A 19,968-nucleotide genomic window follows, 5' to 3' on the forward strand; every position below is an offset into this window, starting at 1 on the left:
ACAGATCGGGGCGGGCCGGATGCGGACCCCGGACAAAGGGTTGGCAAAGAAGGCTGCCACAATGGGCGGGCGCTTGTGAGCGTGTTCACAAGATCCTCTCCCATCGTCCCACCGAAGGTGCCTTTCGTGGACATCAAGACCGCCTCCTCCCTCCACCGCCTCCGTCTGGTCTCCGCCCCGGAGGCCGTCTCCTTCATCCTGCTGATGATCGCCTCGGTGCTGAAGCGCACGACGGAGTTCAACGCGGTCCCGGCCCTGGGCATGATTCACGGCATCCTCTTCGTCATCTACGTGCTGTTCTGGCTGGACGCCTGGAACCGCACCAAGTGGGACCTGAAGACCGCGGCGCTGTACTTCATCCTCTCGGTGATCCCCTTCGGCGGCTTCGTCGCGGAGCGCAGGCTGAAGCGCGCGGCGGACGACGCCGTCATCGCCTCCCGCGCCCGCAGCGCGGGCAGGGTCGAGGCGTAACCCCCTCCCGGCCGGGGCGCGTACGCCCCGCGTCCCCGGCCGGAGGCGCGCACGTCATGCGTCCTCGGCCGGAGGCGCGCCCCGCGTCCCTGGCCGGAAAGGGCCCCGCGGACCGAAGGGCGAGACGGAACTGACCGGCAAATGACCACTGGGTAGGGTCGGTGGCGTGTCCAAGCCGCTCCGTCTCCCTTTCGACCCCATCTCCCGCGCCGATGAGCTGTGGCGGCAGCGCTGGGGCCCCGTTCCCTCCATGGCCGCGATCACCTCGATCATGCGCGCGCACCAGATCCTCCTCGCCGGGGTCGACGCCGTCGTCAAGCCGTACGGACTGACCTTCGCGCGGTACGAGGCGCTGGTGCTGCTCACCTTCTCCAAGGCCGGTGAGCTGCCCATGTCCAAGATCGGCGAGCGGCTGATGGTCCACCCCACCTCGGTCACCAACACCGTGGACCGGCTGGTCAGGTCCGGTCTGGTCGACAAGCGGCCCAACCCCAACGACGGCCGGGGCACCCTCGCCTCCATCACCGGCAAGGGCCGCGAGGTGGTCGAGGCGGCCACCCGCGACCTGATGGAGATGGACTTCGGGCTGGGCGCGTACGACGCCGAGGAGTGCGCGGAGATCTTCGCGATGCTGCGTCCGCTGCGGGTCTCGGCGGAGGACTTCGAGGAGCGGTAGGGCGGGGGCGCGGCGGACCGCCCCGCGCGCGGGGCGTGCTCTACGCCCCGTTACGCTCGGAGCCATGAAACAAACCGTGCTGACCCGCTACCGGGTGATGGCGTACATCACCGCCGTCTGGCTGCTCGTCTTCACCGTCGCCATCGTCCTGAAGTACGGCTTCGAGACCGGCGACACCATGATGATCTCGCAGATCCACGGTGTTCTCTTCATCGTCTACGTCATCTTCGCCTTCGACCTCGGCTCCAAGGCGAAGTGGCCGTTCGGCAAGCTGCTGTGGGTGCTGGCGGCCGGATGCATCCCCGTGGCGTCCTTCTTCGTGGAGCCGAAGATCACCCGTGAGGCGCGGGCGCTGATCACCGACGGTGACAACGCCGTCAAGGCCGAGGTCTGACCGCCCCGGTCCCCCGCCGGGACCGGCTCCCCCACCGCCGCGGGCGCACGGCTCGCGGCGGTTCGCTGTCCCCGCGCCCCGAACCCTCGGCCCGGGAGCCCGGAAACCTTTCGTACGCGGGCCTTCGGGCCGAACCGATAACTGATTCAGAGGCGTGGTCCATCGACATTTACTAGGACGTCCTAGTAAATTTGCTTCATGGACGCTGACGCGATGGAGGAGGGCCGCCGACGCTGGCAGGCCCGCTACGACAAGGCCCGCAAGCGCGAGGCGGACTTCTCGACGCTCTCCGGGGACCCGGTGGACCCGGTCTACGGGCCCCGGCCGGGCGATGTGTACGAGGGCTTCGAGCGGATCGGCTGGCCCGGCGAGTACCCCTTCACCCGGGGACTGCACCCGACCGGCTACCGGGGCCGCACCTGGACCATCCGCCAGTTCGCCGGCTTCGGCAACGCCGAGCAGACCAACGAGCGCTACAAGATGATCCTGGCCGCGGGCGGCGGCGGGCTCTCCGTCGCCTTCGACATGCCGACCCTCATGGGCCGCGACTCCGACGACGGCCGCGCGCTCGGCGAGGTGGGCCACTGCGGCGTCGCCATCGACTCCGCGGCCGACATGGAGGTCCTCTTCCAGGGCATCCCCCTCGGCGACGTCACCACCTCGATGACGATCAGCGGACCGGCCGTGCCCGTCTTCTGCATGTACCTGGTCGCCGCCGAGCGCCAGGGCGTCGACCCCGCCGTACTCAACGGCACGCTCCAGACGGACATCTTCAAGGAGTACATCGCCCAGAAGGAGTGGCTCTTCCAGCCCGAGCCCCATCTGCGCCTCATCGGCGATCTGATGGAGCACTGCGCCCGGTCCATCCCCGCCTACAAGCCGCTCTCCGTCTCCGGCTACCACATCCGCGAGGCCGGGGCGACGGCCGCGCAGGAGCTGGCGTACACGCTCGCCGACGGCTTCGGCTACGTCGAGCTGGGGCTCAGCCGGGGCCTGGAGGTGGACGCCTTCGCGTCCGGTCTCTCCTTCTTCTTCGACGCCCATCTCGACTTCTTCGAGGAGATCGCCAAATTCCGCGCCGCCCGCCGCATCTGGGCCCGCTGGATGCGCGACGTGTACGGCGCGACCACCGACAAGGCCCAGTGGCTCCGCTTCCACACCCAGACCGCGGGCGTCTCGCTGACCGCGCAGCAGCCGTACAACAATGTGGTGCGCACCGCCGTCGAGGCGCTCTCCGCCGTCCTCGGCGGCACCAACTCGCTGCACACCAACGCCCTCGACGAGACCCTGGCCCTGCCGAGCGAGCAGGCGGCGGAGATCGCGCTCCGCACCCAGCAGGTCCTCATGGAGGAGACCGGCGTCGCCAATGTCGCCGACCCGCTCGGCGGTTCCTGGTACGTCGAGCAGCTCACCGACCGGATCGAGGCCGACGCCGAGCGGATCTTCGACCGGATCAAGGAGCGCGGACGGCTGGCCCACCCCGACGGACAGCACCCCGTCGGGCCGATGACCTCGGGCATCCTCCGCGGCATCGAGGACGGCTGGTTCACCGGCGAGATCGCCGAGTCGGCCTTCCGCTACCAGCGGGCCCTGGAGAAGAACGAGAAGCGGGTCGTCGGCGTCAACGCCCACCACGGCTCCGTCACCGGGGATCTGGAGATCCTCCGGGTCAGCCACGAGGTCGAGCGCGAGCAGGTCCGCGCGCTGGCCGAGCGCCGGGCGCGCCGCGACGACGCGGCGGTGCGCTCCTCGCTGGAGGCGATGCTCGCGGCGGCCAGGGACGGATCGAACATGATCGGCCCCATGCTGGCGGCGGTGCGGGCGGAGGCGACGCTCGGCGAGATCTGCGACGCGCTGCGGGACGAGTGGGGTACGTACACGGAGCCGCCCGGCTTCTGACCCGCGGCCCCCTGCCTCCGCCTCCGCCCCGCCGGCTTCCGACCCGCTGGGCCCGCGCGCCCGCCGAGCCCCCGCCCCCGCCGGGGGCTCAGCGGCGCAGGGCCGTCAGCCCCGACAGCAGCAGCGCGGTGAAGGCCCGCGCCCAGGCCGCGTCCACCGGCTCCGCGCTGACCAGCGTGCGGTGGACGACGGCGCCCGCGATCACGTCGAAGACCAGATCGGCGTCGCGCGCCGCCGTCGCCGGATCGTCCTCGTACGGCAGCTCGCCCCGGGCCTGGGCGCGGGCCCGGCCCTGGAGCACCAGCACCTTCTGCCGGTCCACGATCGCCGAGCGGATCCGGATCCGCAGCGCCTCGTCGCGGGTGGCCTCCGCGACCACCGCCATCAGCGAGGTGCGCGCCTCCGGCCGTTCCAGCAGCCCGGCGAACTGGAGCACCATGCTCTCGACGTCGGCCGTGAGGCTGCCGAGGTCCGGCAGTTCCAGCTCGTCGAAGAGGACGGCGACGGCGGCGACCACGAGTTCGCTCTTCCCCGGCCAGCGCCGGTAGAGCGTCGTCTTGGCGACCCCGGCGCGGGCGGCCACATCGCTCATCGTCAGACCCGACCACCCCAGCTCGACCAGCGCGGCCCGGGCCGCGTCGAGGATCGCGCAGTCGGCCTCGGCGCTGCGGGGCCGCCCCCGGAGGCCGCCGCCTGCGGCCGGATGTACGGGCTGGTTGGACATGACGGCGACCATACCGGCGGGTAGCCCTTCTGCTGTGAGCCAGTTCACCGGGGGAATCTCACACCCCCGGGGGCCGGAGAGTTACGCTACGGCTCGTAGCGAAAGCCCTCCGGGGCCCAGCGACGACCACGGGCGCGAGGTGGGGACCCCGCGCGGCGGCACACCGCCGGAGCCCGCTCGCGCGGCCCGGCGACCGCACTTTTCCCATGCGCGCGCGGAAGGGGGAGGATGTACTCATGCAGCCTAGGAACATGTCCATGAGTGGCGTCGTCGACCTCGCCGCGGTGAAGGCGGCCGGAGAGGCCAAGGTCAAGGCGGAGCAGGCCCGTGCCGAGGCCGCCCGTCAGGGCGGTGGCGGCGCCGTGTCCCCCGCCAGTCTGGTGATCGACGTCGATGAGGCGGGCTTCGAGAGCGAGGTGCTCCAGCGCTCCGCCGAGGTCCCGGTCGTCCTCGACTTCTGGGCCGAGTGGTGCCAGCCCTGCAAGCAGCTCGGCCCGCTGCTGGAGCGGCTGGCCCAGGAGTACAACGGCCGCTTCGTACTGGCCAAGATCGATGTCGACGCCAATCAGATGCTGATGCAGCAGTTCGGCATCCAGGGGATCCCCGCGGTCTTCGCCGTGGTCGCCGGGCAGGCGCTGCCGCTCTTCCAGGGCGCGGCCCCCGAGCAGCAGATCCGCCAGACGCTGGACCAGCTGATCCAGGTCGCCGAGGAGCGCTTCGGGCTCACCGGCATCGCCGTCGACCCCGAGGGTGCGGACGCGGAGTCCGGCGAGCCCGCGCCGGTCCCGGCCGGTCCGTACGACGCGCTGCTGGAGGCCGCCGTACAGGCCCTGGACGCGGGGGACTTCGGCGGCGCGGTGCAGGCGTACCGCAATGTGCTCTCCGACGACCCCGCCAACACCGAGGCCAAGCTCGGCCTCGCCCAGGCCCAGTTGCTGGGCCGGGTCCAGGACCTGGACCCGCAGAAGGTGCGTCAGGACGCCGCCGGGAAGCCGGCCGATGTGGCGGCGCAGCTCGCCGCGGCCGATCTGGATCTGGTCGGCGGCCATGTCGAGGACGCCTTCGGCCGGCTCGTCGAGACGGTCCGCCGTACGGCGGGCGACGACCGTAACGAGGTGCGCGTACGGCTGTTGGAGCTGTTCGAGGTGATCGGCCCCGACGACCCCCGTGTCACAGCGGCGCGTTCCGCGCTCGCGAGGGTGCTGTTCTGAGCCATATTCCGAAGTTCGGGAACGGGATTGCCGTTCCGTCAGGACTGCGGTGATTTGCGGCGGTGGCACCGGACAGGTGTCACCGCCGTTCTGGCGACATGGTGACCGTGTGCGACAGCTCTTTGCCAAATCTTGGTAATTTTAGGGCCTGTTACTCGCAGTAAGGCAAGGGGTTTCTTCTGTCCGTTTATCGATGGCATTAGCCCTTTCTGGTGGCACACTCGGCTCCACCCTGTGTGGCTGCTCGATGACTGTCGTCGTAGCCGTGGTTACCAGCCAGTAACGAACCCTCTTGTGCCCCGGCCGGGAATGGACCACGATCGGCGACGCTCGGTCCAATACCGCACCAGCCCGGCACCCAGCCGCGCCGCGATCTTGGGTCCCCACCGGGTCGGCCGGCGCCAGTGACGCCGACCGTGGACAGGGGGGTTCCCGCCGAAGGGCGGGGCCTGTCCGAATGGGGTCGTGCGTGATACGTCAAGCGCGGCCAGTGGTTGTCGCTCGGGGGTGATCGCCGGTGTTCAGAACGCCGTACCTGGCCGAAAGCGCGGGCGCTCTCCTTCCCGAGGACGTAGCACTTCTCCCATCCCAGGACGGACGCCCAGCGCGTCCGGACCGGAGATGTACGTCCGAGAAGGAGGAAAGTCATGGAGTCTGTGGCTCGTGGCGGAACCAGATGGAAGCGGTTCGCCCTGGTCATGGTGCCGGGCGTGGCCGCGACGGCCGCGATAGGCATCGGTCTGGCACAGGGCGCGCTCGCGGCGTCGTTCGCGGTGTCGGGCCAGGAGTTCAAGGTGAAGGCAGGGCACCTGGAAGGCTGGGGATTCGCCCAGTACGGCGGTGTCGACGTGGGATACAAGGACATGGAGGGCGACGGGGTCACCGGGCGCGCCGTCGCGATCTCGTCCTTCAGGGACGCCGAGATCCGGAACATGTGCCAGTCGGTGGTGACCGATATGCCGATCCTCGGCAAGATCACCATGAGGCTCACCGCGGGCACGGGCGAGGACCCCGTCGTCGCGGAGAACCTCTATCTGGACATCGCCCAGCTCGACGGCGACGCCGTGTTCGAGGACATCGACATCGGCGTGGCCGCCAGGGACACCGACCGGGCGCGCGGCGGCAAGGGCCCCGCCGTCACCGACGGCAAGGGCAGCGCCAAGAGCAAGGTGTTCGAGAACGGCTTCGCCCAGCAGGCCAGGAAGGCCACGCTGACCGATGTCGAGCAGGTGGCGTGGGCGACCACCGCGGGCAGCTTCAAGCTGAGCGACATGAGCCTGAGGCTGCACCGGGGCACTGAGAAGGAATGCTTCTGACGGTGCCGCCGTCCGGGTGGACGGGGCCGCGCGCCGCGTCCCGTCCGCCCGTTCAACTCCTCACACAGCACGACCAGTTCCAGGGAGCTGTATTCCATGAGCGCCGAGTCCATCGCCACGGAGCAGAACGAGCATGTCCTCCGCGTCCTCCGGCGGCGGTTCCGCGACTGGCGGGGACAACGACCTTTCTGGGCGGGCCTGTTCACCCTGCTCGGCGGAATCCCGATCGCCTACTTCCCGTACGCGAACCTCCAGCTCGGCAATCTGACCCTCTCCATGGCCACCACCGCGGGCGCCGGATCGCTGATCATCGGTGTTCTGCTGGTCACGCTCGGGATGACGATGTGGTTCCACCACATCGTGCGGGTGTTCGCGGGGGTCGCGTCGATCCTGCTGGCGCTGATCTCCATCCCCATCGCCAATCTGGGCGGATTCGTCGTCGGCTTTCTGCTGGCGCTGGTGGGCGGCGCGCTCTCGATCGCGTGGGCGCCGGGGAAACCGCTGCCGGCCGCGTCCGACGAACCGGCACCCGGGGAGGCGAGGGACGCCGGCGCGCGATGGGATCTTCCCGGCGCGAGAACACCCGAGACCACCACCGAACCCAACGGCGGGAGGAACAGTGCAGGGTGACGCGACACCGCTGACGGACGCCGGGGGTGACCGGGACCGGTCCGGACGCGGCCCCCGGCACGCGGCCCCCCGCAGGTCCCTGCTGTCCAGACTCCAGAAACCGGCCGGGAAGGCGATAGCCCTGGCCGCGATGCCGACCGCCGTACTGATGGGCATGAGTCTCACCCCCCGGCCCGCGCTCGCCGAGGGCAAGGACATCCCCTACGCCCCCGGGCCCTGCGTGACCCGCTCCGACGAACCGGCCGCGTCCGAGTCGCCGAAGCCCTCCAAGAGCCCCTCGCCGTCCGCCTCTTCGACGCCCCTCCCGACCGTGTCGGCCACACCGTCACCGACCGCGAGCGGGACCGCGACCGCGACCGAGACCGCCGCCGCGGCGCCGGACGGCGGCGCCGGGAAGCCCGCGCCGGCGACGAGCCCGTCCGCCTCGCGGAGCGCCGACGCCGGGGACCCGGCCCCGGGGCCGCCCCCGGACCAGGACGGGAAGAAGGACGGGTCCCGCGACCCGCTCGACCCGCTGGGACTCGGCGAAGCGATCGAGGACCTCCTCGACGGCCCCGGCGAGAAGCAGGAGCCCGCCCCCTCGCGCTCCGGGGGCGCCGCACCGGACAAACCCGACGCCGGCCGGCCCAAGGAGACGGACCCGACGGCCGAGTCCGCCACGAAACCCGCCGACAAGCCCCAGCGCAAGCCCACCGGCGAACCCGCGGCCGACCCCACACCGTCCGGCTCCGCCTCCGCCGGACCGTCCCGTTCCACCGATCGCGCCGACCCGTCCGGCGAAGACGCCGACCCGGCGGCCGAGCGGACCCGCAAGGCCATCGAGGACGCGGCGGCGAAGGCCGGCGCGAAGGTCGAGGAGCTGGACGAGGACGCCAAGGGCCTCGACCCCAAGAAGGACGAGGCCGTCCCCGAGGGCGCCAAGCCCCACTTCCCCTGCCCCACCCCCGACCCCGAGGCCCTCGCCGCCGCGAAACTCGAACCCGGCCTCCCGCTGCTCCCCGACGATCCCTGGGTGCTGGAGACCTCGCTGCTCACCCTGACCGGTCTGAAGTACCACGGCATCGTGGAGGTGCGGACCGGCGGCGGCAAGGTCAAGAAGGCCCTCAAGTTCACCGCCTCCGGCGTGGACATCAAAGACCTCCACCAGCTGGTGAAAGGCCCCCAGGACGACACCACCCTCCACGCCCAGGCCCGCCGCGGCTCCACCTCCACCATCCGCGACGGCACGGTGACGATGTACACCGAGGAACTCAAGGGCAATCTCTTCGGCCTCATCCCCATCACCTTCAGCCCCCGCACCCCACCCCCTGTCGACGTCCCCTTCGCCTTCTTCACCCAGGCCAAAGTCACCCAGGCCGGCCAGTTCGGCGGCACCCTGACGGTGCCGGGACTGAGCAACTACCTCACCGGCGGTGATCAGTAGACGGCACGACGGCCGCGGGCCGTGCCCCCCTCGTACGAGAGGAGGCACGGCCCGCGGCCGTCGTGGCGATGTGTGAGGGCTACGCCTCGTGGCCCAGGTGGTGGACGCGGACCATGTTGGTGGTGCCGGGGACGCCGGGAGGGGAGCCGGCGGTCATGACCATGGTGTCGCCGTCGTTGTAGCGCTGGAGCTTGAGCAGCTCGGCGTCGACCAGGTCGACCATGGCGTCGGTGTTGGCGACGTGCGGGACGACGAAGGCCTCGACGCCCCAGCTCAGGGAGAGCTGGTTGCGCGTGGACTCCTCGGTGGTGAAGGCGAGGATGGGCTGACAGGCGCGGTAGCGGGAGAGGCGGCGGGCCGTGTCGCCGGACTTGGTGAAGGCGATCAGGGCCTTGCCGTCGAGGAAGTCCGCGATCTCGCAGGCGGCGCGGGCGACGGAGCCGCCCTGGGTACGGGGCTTCTTGCCGGGGACCAGGGGCTGGAGGCCCTTGGACATCAGCTCTTCCTCCGCCGCCGTCACGATCTTCGACATCGTCTTGACGGTCTCGATCGGATACGCGCCCACCGACGACTCGGCGGACAGCATCACCGCGTCCGCGCCGTCGAGGATCGCGTTGGCCACGTCGGAGGCCTCGGCGCGGGTCGGACGCGAGTTGGTGATCATCGACTCCATCATCTGGGTCGCCACGATCACCGGCTTCGCGTTCCGCCGGCACAGCTCGATCAGGCGCTTCTGCACCATCGGGACCTTCTCCAGCGGGTACTCCACCGCCAGGTCGCCGCGGGCCACCATCACGCCGTCGAACGCCATCACCACATCTTCCATGTGGGCGACGGCCTGGGGCTTCTCCACCTTGGCGATGACGGGGACCCGGATGCCCACCTCGTCCATCACCTTGTGGACGTCCTTGATGTCGTTGGCGTCCCGGACGAAGGAGAGCGCCACCATGTCGCAGCCCATCCGCAGGGCGAAGCGGAGGTCCTCGACGTCCTTCTCGGAGAGCGCGGGCACGTTGACCGCCGCGCCGGGCAGGTTGATGCCCTTGTGGTCGGAGATCACACCGCCCTCGACCACGATCGTCTTCACCCGGGGGCCGACGACCTCGACCACGCGCAGCTCGACGTTGCCGTCGTTGATCAGGATCTGGTCGCCCTTGGAGACATCGCCCGGCAGCCCCTTGTAGGTGGTGCCGCAGATGGTCTTGTCACCCGCCACGTCCTCGGCGGTGATGGTGAACTCGTCGCCGCGGATCAGCTCCACGGGACCCTCGGCGAAGGTCTCCAGGCGGATCTTCGGCCCCTGGAGGTCGGCCAGGACGCCCACCGCGCGGCCGGTGTCCGCGGAGGCCTTGCGGACGCGGTGGTACCGGTCCTCGTGCTCCGCGTGGGAGCCATGACTCATGTTGAAGCGGGCCACGTTCATTCCGGCCTCGATGAGCGTCTTCAACTGCTCGTACGAGTCGACGGCGGGGCCCAGTGTGCAGACGATTTTGGAACGGCGCATAAGGCGGATCCTATCGGTTTGTTTCGAGTCGGAATATTCAGGCCGACGGAATGTACAAATGGGCGGGGCCCCGCTCAGTCGAGTGGCTTTTCGGACACCAGCGCAAACGTCTGACGCGCGATCTCCAGCTCCTCGTCCGTCGGAACGACCGCCACCGCGACCCTCGCGTACGGCGCCGAAACGAGCCGTGCCTCGTCCGACCGCTCCGCGTTCAGCCCGCTGTCCAGCGCCAGCCCCAGTTCTTCGAGGCCCGCCACCGCGGCCTCGCGCACCGGCGCGGCGTTCTCCCCGACCCCGGCCGTGAACGCGATCGCGTCCACCCGGCCGAGAACGGCGTAGTACGCGCCGATGTATTTCTTCAAACGGTGTATATAAATGTCGAAAGCGAGCCGGGCGCGCTCATCGCCCTCGTCGATCCGGCGGCGGATCTCCCGCATGTCATTGTCGCCGCAGAGACCGACCAGACCGCTCTTCTTGTTCAGCAGTACGTCGATGTCATCAGCCGACATCCCCGCCACCCGCATCAGATGGAATGTCACCGCCGGATCCACGTCCCCGGAGCGGGTGCCCATCACCAGCCCCTCCAGCGGAGTGAGCCCCATCGAGGTGTCCACACACCGTCCGCCCGCCACCGCCGAGGCGGACGCGCCGTTGCCCAGATGCAGCACGATCACATTGACGTCCTCCGGCGCCTTCCCCAGCAGCCGGGCCGTCTCCCGCGACACATACGCGTGCGAGGTGCCGTGGAACCCGTAACGGCGGATCCGGTGCGCGTCGGCGGTCTCCACATCGATCGCGTAGCGCGCCGCCGACTCCGGCATCGTCGTGTGGAACGCCGTGTCGAAGACCGCCACCTGCGGCAGATCCGGCCGCAGCGCCCGCGCGGTGCGGATCCCGGTGATGTTCGCCGGATTGTGCAGCGGGGCGACCGGCACCAGCCGCTCCACCTCCGCCAGCACCTCGTCGTCGATCACCGTCGGCTCGGTGAACCGCAGCCCGCCGTGGACCACCCGGTGACCGATCGCCGCCAGCTCCGGCGAGTCCAGCCCGAGACCGTCCGCCGCCAGCTCCTCCGCCACCGCCTTCAGCGCCGCGCCGTGGTCGGCGATCGGCTCCAGGCGCTCCCGCTTCCTGCCCGGCGAGACCAGCGGGGTGTGCACCAGCCGCGAGGACTCCTCGCCGATCCGCTCGACCAGGCCGACCGCCAGCCTGGCGCCGCCGCGCATGTCGAGCAGCTGGTACTTCACCGACGAGGAGCCGGAGTTGAGGACGAGGACTCGGGTCGCTGTCATGGGGCCTTCTGTGTGTGTTCCGCGGATGTCGTACGGGGAAGGGGGCGGGGGAGTGGTCGGCGGTACGGCCGGGGCGGGCCGTACCGGGTCTATACGGGCCGGTCGGGCGCGGCCTGCGGCTGCGCCTGGATCGCGGTGATCGCGACGGTGTTCACGATGTCGCTCACCATCGCGCCGCGCGACAGGTCGTTCACCGGCTTGCGCAGCCCCTGGAGGACCGGGCCCACCGCGACCGCGCCCGCCGAGCGCTGCACGGCCTTGTAGGTGTTGTTGCCGGTGTTCAGGTCCGGGAAGATCAGCACGGTCGCGCGGCCCGCCACCTCCGACTCCGGCAGCTTGGTCGCCGCCACGGACGGCTCCACCGCCGCGTCGTACTGGATCGGACCCTCGATCAGCAGCTCCGGGTGCGAGGCGCGGACCAGCTCGGTCGCCTCCCGCACCTTGTCCACGTCGGCGCCCGAGCCGGAGGTGCCCGTGGAGTACGAGAGCATCGCGATCCGCGGCTCCACGCCGAAGCGGGCCGCGGTCGCCGCCGACTGCACGGCGATGTCCGCGAGCTGCGCGGCGTTCGGGTCCGGATTCACCGCGCAGTCCCCGTACACCAGCACCTTGTCGGCCAGGCACATGAAGAAGACGGAGGAGACGATCGCCGCGTCCGCGCGGGTCTTGATGATCTCGAAGGCCGGCCGGATCGTCGCCGCGGTGGAGTGCACCGAGCCCGAGACCATGCCGTCCGCGAGACCCTCCTGCACCATCAGCGTGCCGAAGTAGTTCACGTCCGCCACCACGTCGTACGCCAGCTCCACCGTCACGCCCTTGTGGGCGCGCAGCTCCGCGTACCGCTCGGCGAAGCTCTGCCGCAGCTCGGAGGTGTTCGGGTCGATGAGCTGCGCGCCGGTGAGGTCGACGCCCAGATCGGCGGCCTTCTTGCGGATCACCTCGACATCGCCGAGCAGGGTCAGATCGCAGACGTCGCGGCGCAGCAGCACATCGGCCGCCCACAGCACCCGCTCCTCGGCGCCCTCGGGCAGCACCACCCGGCGGCGGTCGGCGCGGGCCTGCTCCAGCAGCTCGTGCTCGAACATCATCGGGGTGACATGGCCGCTGCGGACCACCGCGAGCCGGGCCAGCAGCTCACCTGAGTCCACATGGCGCTCGAAGAGCCCGAGCGCGGTCTCCGCCTTGCGCGGGGTGGAGGCGTTCAGCTTCCCCTCCAGACCGAACAGCTCGGCGGCGGTCGGCCAGCTGTTGGTGGGCACCGAGACCACGGGGGTGCCGGGCGCGAGCCGGGAGGCCAGGGTGAGGACCTCCTCGCCCGGGCGCTCGTCGAGGGTGAGCAGCAGTCCGGCGATCGGCGGGGTGCCCGCCGAGTGGGCGGCCAGCGCGCCCACCACCAGATCGGCGCGGTCGCCGGGGGTGACCACCATGCAGCCCGGGGTCAGGGCCTTGAGGAAGTTCGGCAGCAGGGCGCCGCCGAAGACGAAGTCGAGGGCGTCGCGCGCCAGGCCCGAATCGTCGCCGAGCAGCACGGTGCCGCCCAGCGCGTGGGTGATCTGGGCGACGGTGGGGGCCGAGAGCGCGGGCTCGTCGGGCAGGACGTAGCAGGGCACCGGGAGCCGGGCCGTCAGCCGCTCGGATATGACCGCGCGCTCCTCGGGGGCGACCCGGTTCACGACCAGGGCGAGCACATTGGCTCCGAGCGCCTCGTAGGCGCGGTGGGCGTTGCGCGCCTCGGCGCGCACCGACTCGGCGGTCTGGCCGCGGCCGCCGACCACCGGGATCACGGAGGCGCCGAACTCGTTCGCCAGCCGCGCGTTCAGCGCCAGCTCGTCGGGGAGCTGGGTGGCCGCGAAGTCGGTGCCCAGGACGAGCACCACCTCGTACTCCCGCGCCACCTGGTGGAAGCGGTCGACCAGCCGCGAGACCAGCTCGTCCGTGCCCTTCTCGGCCTGGAGCGCGGAGGCCTCGTGATAGTCGAGGCCATAGACCGACGCCGGGTCCTGGGTGAGCCGATAGCGCGCCCGCAGCAGCTCGAAGAGCCGGTCGGGACCGTCGTGCACCAGCGGGCGGAAGACGCCCACCCGATCCACCTGGCGGGTGAGGAGCTCCATGACTCCCAGCTCCACGACCTGCCGGCCGTCCCCGCGATCGATGCCGGTCACGTACACGCTGCGCGTCACGCGTGCTCTCCTGTCCGTTCGCTCACTGACCCTGTCGTACGACGAATCTGCCCGGTGACAGCTCGTACAAAAGGCCGTACAAAAAAACCGCTGGACGGCGGCTTTACCTCTTGACAATACCTCTGGGGGTGGATAAAGCGCTTGCCGGGCCGGGTGGGGTCGCAGGGGCGGGCGAAGGGCCCGGTGGGAAGGGACCCGAGGGTCCGGTGTCATCGGCGGCGGGCGGGGCAGACGGGCGGGAGGGCAGCGCCACACGGCCCATGGAACAATTGAAGCCAAGGGTCACGTGTACCACCCGAGGAGCAGGAGACACAGCACGATGCGTATCGGAGTTCTCACCGCAGGGGGCGACTGCCCCGGACTGAACGCAGTGATCCGGTCGGTCGTGCACCGGGCCCTGACCGGGCACGGCGACGAGGTTATCGGATTTGAAGACGGTTTCAAGGGCCTGCTCGACGGCCACTACCGCCCCCTCGACCTCAACGCCGTCAGCGGCATCCTCGCCCGCGGCGGCACCATCCTCGGCTCGGCCCGGCTGGAGCGGAACCGGCTGCGCGAGGCCGCCGAGAACTGCGGCGAGCTGCAGCGCCGGTACGGCATCGACGTCCTCATCCCGATCGGCGGCGAGGGCACCCTCACCGCGTCCCGGATGCTCTCCGACGCCGGAATGCCCGTGGTCGGCGTGCCCAAGACCATCGACAACGACATCTCGGCGACCGACCGCACCTTCGGCTTCGACACCGCGGTCACCGTCGCCACCGAGGCCATAGACCGGCTCAAGACCACCGCCGAGTCCCATCAGCGGGTGATGGTGGTCGAGGTCATGGGCCGGCACGCCGGGTGGATCGCCCTGGAGTCCGGGATGGCGGGCGGCGCCCACGGCATCTGTCTGCCCGAGCGGCCCTTCCAGGTCGAGGACCTGATGAAGATGGTCGAGGAGCGCTTCTCCCGCGGCAAGAAGTTCGCCGTCATCTGCGTCGCCGAGGGCGCGCACCCCGCCGAGGGCTCCATGGACTACGGCAAGGGCGAGATCGACCAGTACGGGCACGAGCGCTTCCAGGGCATCGGCAACCGGCTCGCCGCGGAGCTGGAGCACCGCCTCGGCAAGGAGGCCAAGCCGGTCATCCTGGGCCATGTCCAGCGCGGCGGGGTGCCGACGGCGTACGACAGGGTGCTCGCGACGAGGTTCGGGTGGCATGCGGTGGAGGCGGCACATCGGGGGGACTTCGGGAGGATGACGTCGCTGCGTGGGACGGATGTGGTGATGGTGCCGCTGGCGGACGCTGTGACCCGTCTGAAGACCGTCCCCAGCGAGCGTATGTACGAGGCCGAGTCCGTCTTCTAGGCCTCTGGGCCTCTGGGCCCGCGCCCGGGTTTCGGTTCGTCCGGGGTCTGGTTCTTTCGGTCTGTCTGGGGCTTGGCGGTGGCCGCCTGTTCATTCAGCTCGTCCGGGGTCCGGCGGCGGCCGCTTGTCTCGTCGGCGGTTGGGCGGCGGGTGTGTTTTTCAGCCCGTCCGGCGTTTGAGGACGGACCTGTGCGGCGGGTGCCCGTGCTGTGGGGGCTCGTGTCGGGGGCGCTGCCCCCGAGCCCCCGCGCCTCAATCGCCGGCGGGGCTGGGTTTGGGTGGTCATCGCCTCGCTTGGAGGCGGGACTGGGTTTGGGTGTGTGCGCCGCGATCGCCGGGCGGGGCTGGATTTGGTGGTCCGTGCGCGCCGCAGCCCGCCGCCGTCGTCGCGGTGGCGGGCTGCGGGCTTCCTCAGGCGGGCCCGGGAACGAAGATCTCGTGCCCCCCGACCCGACGCCATACGATGTGCGGCTCACCCTCACGGACTGCCTGTCCGTGCTGCCAGGTGGCGCGCCCGTCCGGCGCCCAGGTCATTTCCATGATGGGGCTCTCGCCCTCAGGGACATGGACGCCCTGTACAGGCTTGACCCGGAGGCCGGGCCGGAACTGCCCCGCTGCCGCATCCGGAACGAACCTGTTCCGGATGACGTCCTCGAAGCGCTTCTTCTCCTCAGGGCTGAGCTTCTTGAAGTCGCGCTTGAAGTGGGCAGTCGTTTCAAACGTCGGCAATCGGGCCTCCCGGTGTCAGGGGTCAGTCGTCCGCGTTGAGGTGCGTGAACATGGCGTCCTCGTCCTCGTGGACGGTGGTGCGCCCGCTGGCGATGTCCTCGCCGGCCCGGCGCTCACCGTCCTGCCACTCCTTCTCCCAGAACCAGGCCTGGTCGGAGCGGATCTTTCTCAGCCCGTGGATCTCGACGACGCCGGCGTCGTTGACCTCGAACTCAAGCTCGTCACCTGGGGAGACCCCCAGCGCTTCGCGCACGCGCGCGGGCAGCGTCAGCTGGCCCTTGTCGCGCAGGCGAGTCTGGAACGTAGCCGTAGCCATGGATGTCCTCCCACTGTCACCTTTCCATGTCTTTCCTGCTAGCAGACTACCCAGGATTTAGTTAATTTTCGACTCTCTCACTTTCCAACTTTCTCACAGTCTACCATCGGGGGTAGTAGGGGCTGGGGTGGGTAGGCCGCGCGCGCCGGGCTCTCTGCCTGTCCGGGGCTGGGCGGTGGCCGCCTGTTTCTTTCAGCTCGTCCGGGGCTCGGCGGGGCCGCTTGTCTCGTCGGCGGTTGGGCGGCGGGTGTGTTTTTCAGTCCGTCCGGCGTTTGAGGACGGACCTGTGCGGCGGTTGCCCGTGCTGTGCGGGCTCGTGTCGGGGGCGCTGCCCCCGAGCCCCCGCGCCTCAATCGCCGGCGGGGCTGGGTTTGGGTGGTCATCGCCTCGTTTGGGCGCGGGCGCCTCGATCGCCGCTGGGGCTGGGTTGGGTGCGGGTGCCTCAATCGCTGGCAGGGCCGCGTTTGGGTGCGTGCGCCGCGATCAATTGGCGGGGCTGGGTTTGGGGGCTCATGGCCTGGCGCGGAGGCAGGGCTGGGTTTGGGTGCGGGTGCCTCAATCGCTGGCAGGGCTGGGTTTGGGTGCGGGCGCCGCGAGCGGCGGGTGGGTTGGGGGTGGTGGGCGTCAGCCCTTGACCGCGCCTCCCAGGGCGAAGCCGGCGCCGAGGCGGCGGGCGATCAGGAGGTAGAGGAGGAGGGCGGGGGTGGAGTAGAGGAGGGAGAAGGCGGCGAGTTGCCCGTACACGACGGAGCCGTGGTCGCCGAAGAAGGTGAAGACGGTGACGGAGGCGGGCAGTTGCTCCGGGGTGAGGAGCAGCATGAAGGGGACGAAGAAATTGCCCCAGAGCTGGATGAAGGTGTAGACGGTCACCACCGCCAGCCCCGGCCCCATCAGCGGCAGCGCCACCCGTAGCAGCGTCTGCGTGCCGGACGCGCCGTCGGTGCGGGCCGCCTCTTCGAGGACGACGGGGACGGAGTCCATGAAGTTCTTCATGAGCCAGATGGAGAAGGGGAGTTGGGAGGCGGCGAGGAACAGCCCCGTCCCGTACATCGAGTCGATGAGATTGACCTGGACGAAGAGTCCGTAGACGGGGACCATGACCGCGGTGATGGGCAGACAGGTCGTGAAGAGGATGGTCAGCAGATAGCCGCGCCCCCAGGCCGAGCGCTGCCGGGAGAGCGGATACGCGGCGAGCGCGGCGCACCCCACCGCCACCGCGGTCGCCCCGCCGCACAGGAGCAGGCTGTTGAGCATGGGGGTGAAGGTGATCTCGTCGGTGAGCACCGCGCCGAAGTGCTCGCCGCTGACGGAGGACGGGGCCCGGACCCGGGAGTCCGCGTCCGGGTCCACCGACGCGAGGAGCAGCCAGAGCAGGGGGAGGGCGAACGCGGCGGCCGTGAGCAGCAGGGCGGCGTTCGCGGCGAGCCGGGCCCGGGCCTCGCGGCCGCCGCGGGGCCCGCGCGGGCGGCGTCCGGCCGGGGGCGTCACGCGTCCGCCCGCAGCAGTCGCAGATACACGACGGAGAAGAGGGACCCGACCAGCAGGAGCAGCAGCGCGACCGCCGTGCCGTATCCGATCAGGCTCTGCAGAAACGCCTGGTCGTACATGAAGACCGGCAGCGTCTGGCTCCGGCCGCCGGGGCCGCCGCGGGTCATCGCCCAGATCAGCCCGAAGACGGAGAGCGTGGAGAGCGTGTTCAGCATCAGATTGGTGCCGATCGACCGGCGGATCAGCGGCAGGGTGATGTGGCGCAGCCGGCGCGCCCCGCTCGCTCCGTCGACCTCCGCCGCCTCCACCACCTCGCGCGGGATCGCGGAGAGCGCGGCCGAGTAGATCAGCATCGAGAACGCGGTGCCGCGCCACACATTGGCGAAGGACACCGCCAGGATCGGCAGGGTGAAGAGCCAGTTCTGTCCCGGCAGCCCCAGCCAGTCCAGCACCGCGTTCAGCGTCCCCTCCCGGCGGAAGAAGGTGTAGAGCAGAAACGCGGCGACGACCTCCGGCACCACCCAGGCCGCGATGACCAGGGCGCCGGTGACCGTGCGGACCGGACGGGAGGCCGCCCGCATCAGCCCGGCCAGCGCCAGCCCCAGGGTGTTCTGCCCGACGACGGCGGAGACGAAGGTGAAGACGAGGGTGAGCCATACGGCGTTGCGGAATCCGTCGTCGGCGAAGGCCCGGCGGAAGTTGTCCAGGCCCACGAACCGCGCGCCGGAGACTCCCGTCAGCCGCGTGTCGGTGAAGGCGATCCAGACGCAGTAGGCGATCGGCCCGGCGAGGAAGAGCAGCAGCAGTACGGTGGCGGGGACGATCGGCGACCAGCGCCGCAGCCGTCCGGTCAGGGCGCTCACCGGTCGGCGACCGCGCCGTCCGTGACCTCTTCGAGCCGCTCGTCGTAGGCTCTCGCCGCCTCGGCCGCCGACGCGTCGCCCGTGGTCACCCGCTCCATCGCCTCGCCGATCGCCGCCGACACCCGGGGATAGACGGGCAGCGCGGGCCGGTAGTGGGTGTAGCGCACCAGCCCGGTGAAGAACTCGACGCCCGGCATGGAGTCCCGGTACCCGGGATCGGCGGCGACGTCCTCGCGGACCGCGATCTGCGCGCCGACCACACACCAGCGGGTGGCGTTCGCCCGGGTCTGGAGCGTCTCGACGAAGGCGAAGGCCAGATCGGCGTTGCCCGCCTTCGCCGGGACCGACCAGGCCCAGCCGCCGGACATCGACACCGCGCCGGGCGACTGGCCGTACTGGGTGGGCATCGCGGTCCGGCCCAGCTCACGGCTCCACCCGGGCCAGCCGCCCGAGCCCTCGCCGGTCCAGTGCTGGCCCATCCAGGAGCCGTCGAGCGCGATCGCGAGCTTCCCCTCGGGCAGCCACTCGCCGGCGACCCGGGTGGTGATGTGCGGATCGAGGGCGTCGGCGGGATCCGGTCCGAGCCGGTCCGCGTACACCGTCCGGACGAACTCCAGCGCGTCCTGGAAGCCCCGGCCGCCGGTCACCCACTTCCCGGTGCGCGGGTCGTGGAGGGGATCGGGCCCGGTCCCGTACAGCAGCATCTCGAAGCCCTGCATCACCGCGGCCTCGCCGGGGCCCCGGCCGGTGTAGACATTGAGCGGGATGACTCCGGGGACCTTCCGTTTGACGGTACGGGCCGCCGCCAGGACGTCCGCCCAGTTCTCGGGCCGCCAGTCGGCGGGCAGACCCGCCTTCGCGAAGACCGCCCGGTTGTACCAGAGACCGCGGGTGTCGGTGCCGTCCGGGACGCCGTACGTCCGCCCGTCCGGGCCGCGGACCGCCTTCTTCGCGGTGTCCTGGAAGGAGCCCCACTCCTTCCACCGGCCCAACCGGTCGTCCAGCGGACGGAGATACCCGGCCGCGATGTCGGAGCCGATGCGGAAGGTGTCCTCGTACACCAGATCCGGCGCGGTCTTCGCGGAGCGCATCATCTGCTGGGTCTTGGCCGCGTAGTCGTCGTCCGGGGCCTGCACCGGGACGAGCTTCACGCGCTTGCCCGGGCGGGCCTTCTCGAACTGCCGCTTCATCGCCTCCAGATGACGGTCCATGAAGCGGTTCTCGTTGTCCGTGGAGCGCTTGTAGACCACCTTCACCGTGTCGGGGTCGTCGCCGGAGCCGCCCGAGCAGGCGGTGAGACCGACGGCGGCCGAGAGGGTGAACGCGAGGGCGAGGGTCAGTGGGGCGGTGGGGCGCACGGTCACGACCTCCTCTGAGCGGACTCCGGACGAACCGGGCCTTCGAGGGCTGCCGTTGGACCGTAGGTCCGGCCGCCGACCGGGTCAATCCCCCGGGGAGCACGGTCGTCAGTGCGGCGGCCGGGTGTGCGCACCCGAGCCGCCGGGCG

The 19,968-nt window shown here is 70.6% G+C and carries 18 protein-coding genes; 9 read left to right on the forward strand and 9 right to left on the reverse strand.

Translation table 11 applies throughout. The annotated features are described in order from the left end of the window. Positions 1–126: 126 nt before the first annotated feature. From ACF089_RS00765 to ACF089_RS00780, 4 genes are all read left to right on the forward strand, one after another. Positions 127–471, forward strand: a complete 345-nt coding sequence (locus tag ACF089_RS00765) for a DUF3817 domain-containing protein (RefSeq protein WP_392019954.1) — start codon at positions 127–129, stop codon at positions 469–471. A gap of 166 nt (positions 472–637) precedes the next feature. Continuing rightward, entirely contained in the window at positions 638–1,147 is a 510-nt protein-coding gene (locus tag ACF089_RS00770) for a MarR family winged helix-turn-helix transcriptional regulator (RefSeq protein ID WP_392019956.1), read from the forward strand. A 64-nt stretch (positions 1,148–1,211) separates the two neighbouring features. Continuing rightward, the gene (locus ACF089_RS00775) at positions 1,212–1,541 is read left to right on the forward strand and encodes a DUF3817 domain-containing protein (RefSeq protein WP_392019958.1); all 330 of its coding nucleotides are present in this window, start codon (positions 1,212–1,214) and stop codon (positions 1,539–1,541) included. Between the two features lie 198 nt (positions 1,542–1,739). After that, positions 1,740–3,440, forward strand: coding sequence for a methylmalonyl-CoA mutase (locus ACF089_RS00780; RefSeq protein ID WP_392019961.1), 1,701 nt, complete (start codon positions 1,740–1,742; stop codon positions 3,438–3,440). Positions 3,441–3,528: 88 nt separating this feature from the next. Here ACF089_RS00780 and ACF089_RS00785 read toward each other — a convergent pair whose 3' ends face one another. Further along, positions 3,529–4,176 (reverse strand): TetR/AcrR family transcriptional regulator, encoded by a 648-nt coding sequence (locus tag ACF089_RS00785; protein WP_392021532.1) that lies wholly within the window; start codon positions 4,174–4,176, stop codon positions 3,529–3,531. 224 nt (positions 4,177–4,400) lie between these two features. On the opposite strand from ACF089_RS00785, the gene ACF089_RS00790 reads away from it, so the two are divergent. The 4 genes from ACF089_RS00790 (at position 4,401) to ACF089_RS00805 (ending at position 8,744) form a co-directional block, all read left to right on the forward strand. Continuing rightward, complete coding sequence (locus ACF089_RS00790) at positions 4,401–5,375, forward strand: tetratricopeptide repeat protein (RefSeq protein ID WP_392019964.1); 975 nt, start codon at positions 4,401–4,403, stop codon at positions 5,373–5,375. A 647-nt stretch (positions 5,376–6,022) separates the two neighbouring features. Then, complete coding sequence (locus tag ACF089_RS00795) at positions 6,023–6,691, forward strand: DUF6230 family protein (protein WP_392019967.1); 669 nt, start codon at positions 6,023–6,025, stop codon at positions 6,689–6,691. A gap of 96 nt (positions 6,692–6,787) precedes the next feature. Then, complete coding sequence (locus tag ACF089_RS00800; protein ID WP_392019970.1) at positions 6,788–7,321, forward strand: DUF6114 domain-containing protein; 534 nt, start codon at positions 6,788–6,790, stop codon at positions 7,319–7,321. Continuing rightward, positions 7,311–8,744, forward strand: a complete 1,434-nt coding sequence (locus ACF089_RS00805) for a hypothetical protein (protein WP_392019973.1) — start codon at positions 7,311–7,313, stop codon at positions 8,742–8,744. The genes ACF089_RS00800 and ACF089_RS00805 overlap by 11 nt, the downstream gene beginning before the upstream one ends. 79 nt (positions 8,745–8,823) lie before the next feature. Here ACF089_RS00805 and pyk read toward each other — a convergent pair whose 3' ends face one another. The 3 genes from pyk to pta all read right to left on the reverse strand — a co-directional run bounded on the left by pyk (position 8,824) and on the right by pta (position 13,720). Then, positions 8,824–10,248, reverse strand: coding sequence for a pyruvate kinase (pyk, locus tag ACF089_RS00810; RefSeq protein ID WP_392019975.1), 1,425 nt, complete (start codon positions 10,246–10,248; stop codon positions 8,824–8,826). Positions 10,249–10,322: 74 nt separating this feature from the next. Next, complete coding sequence (locus tag ACF089_RS00815) at positions 10,323–11,540, reverse strand: acetate kinase (RefSeq protein WP_392019978.1); 1,218 nt, start codon at positions 11,538–11,540, stop codon at positions 10,323–10,325. Between the two features lie 89 nt (positions 11,541–11,629). Next, positions 11,630–13,720, reverse strand: a complete 2,091-nt coding sequence (gene pta / locus ACF089_RS00820) for a phosphate acetyltransferase (protein WP_392019980.1) — start codon at positions 13,718–13,720, stop codon at positions 11,630–11,632. 319 nt (positions 13,721–14,039) lie between these two features. On the opposite strand from pta, the gene ACF089_RS00825 reads away from it, so the two are divergent. Further along, positions 14,040–15,065, forward strand: a complete 1,026-nt coding sequence (locus tag ACF089_RS00825) for an ATP-dependent 6-phosphofructokinase (RefSeq protein WP_392019983.1) — start codon at positions 14,040–14,042, stop codon at positions 15,063–15,065. 411 nt (positions 15,066–15,476) lie between these two features. Here the strand turns inward: ACF089_RS00825 and ACF089_RS00830 are convergent, their stop codons facing one another. From ACF089_RS00830 to ACF089_RS00850, 5 genes are all read right to left on the reverse strand, one after another. After that, positions 15,477–15,794 carry a hypothetical protein gene (locus ACF089_RS00830; RefSeq protein ID WP_392019986.1) on the reverse strand — a complete coding sequence of 106 codons (318 nt, stop codon included), beginning with the start codon at positions 15,792–15,794 and terminating at the stop codon, positions 15,477–15,479. A 22-nt stretch (positions 15,795–15,816) separates the two neighbouring features. After that, complete coding sequence (locus tag ACF089_RS00835; RefSeq protein ID WP_392019989.1) at positions 15,817–16,110, reverse strand: AbrB/MazE/SpoVT family DNA-binding domain-containing protein; 294 nt, start codon at positions 16,108–16,110, stop codon at positions 15,817–15,819. 624 nt (positions 16,111–16,734) lie between these two features. Further along, positions 16,735–17,598 (reverse strand): carbohydrate ABC transporter permease, encoded by an 864-nt coding sequence (locus ACF089_RS00840; RefSeq protein ID WP_392019992.1) that lies wholly within the window; start codon positions 17,596–17,598, stop codon positions 16,735–16,737. Next, positions 17,595–18,461 carry a carbohydrate ABC transporter permease gene (locus ACF089_RS00845; RefSeq protein WP_392019995.1) on the reverse strand — a complete coding sequence of 289 codons (867 nt, stop codon included), beginning with the start codon at positions 18,459–18,461 and terminating at the stop codon, positions 17,595–17,597. Before ACF089_RS00845 ends, ACF089_RS00840 begins: the two co-directional genes overlap by 4 nt. Then, positions 18,458–19,819 (reverse strand): extracellular solute-binding protein, encoded by a 1,362-nt coding sequence (locus ACF089_RS00850; protein ID WP_392021535.1) that lies wholly within the window; start codon positions 19,817–19,819, stop codon positions 18,458–18,460. The genes ACF089_RS00845 and ACF089_RS00850 overlap by 4 nt, the downstream gene beginning before the upstream one ends. Positions 19,820–19,968 lie beyond the last annotated feature (149 nt).

It is taken from the genome of Streptomyces sp. NPDC014894 (genome assembly GCF_043080985.1).
Classification (GTDB): Bacteria; Actinomycetota; Actinomycetes; order Streptomycetales; family Streptomycetaceae; genus Streptomyces.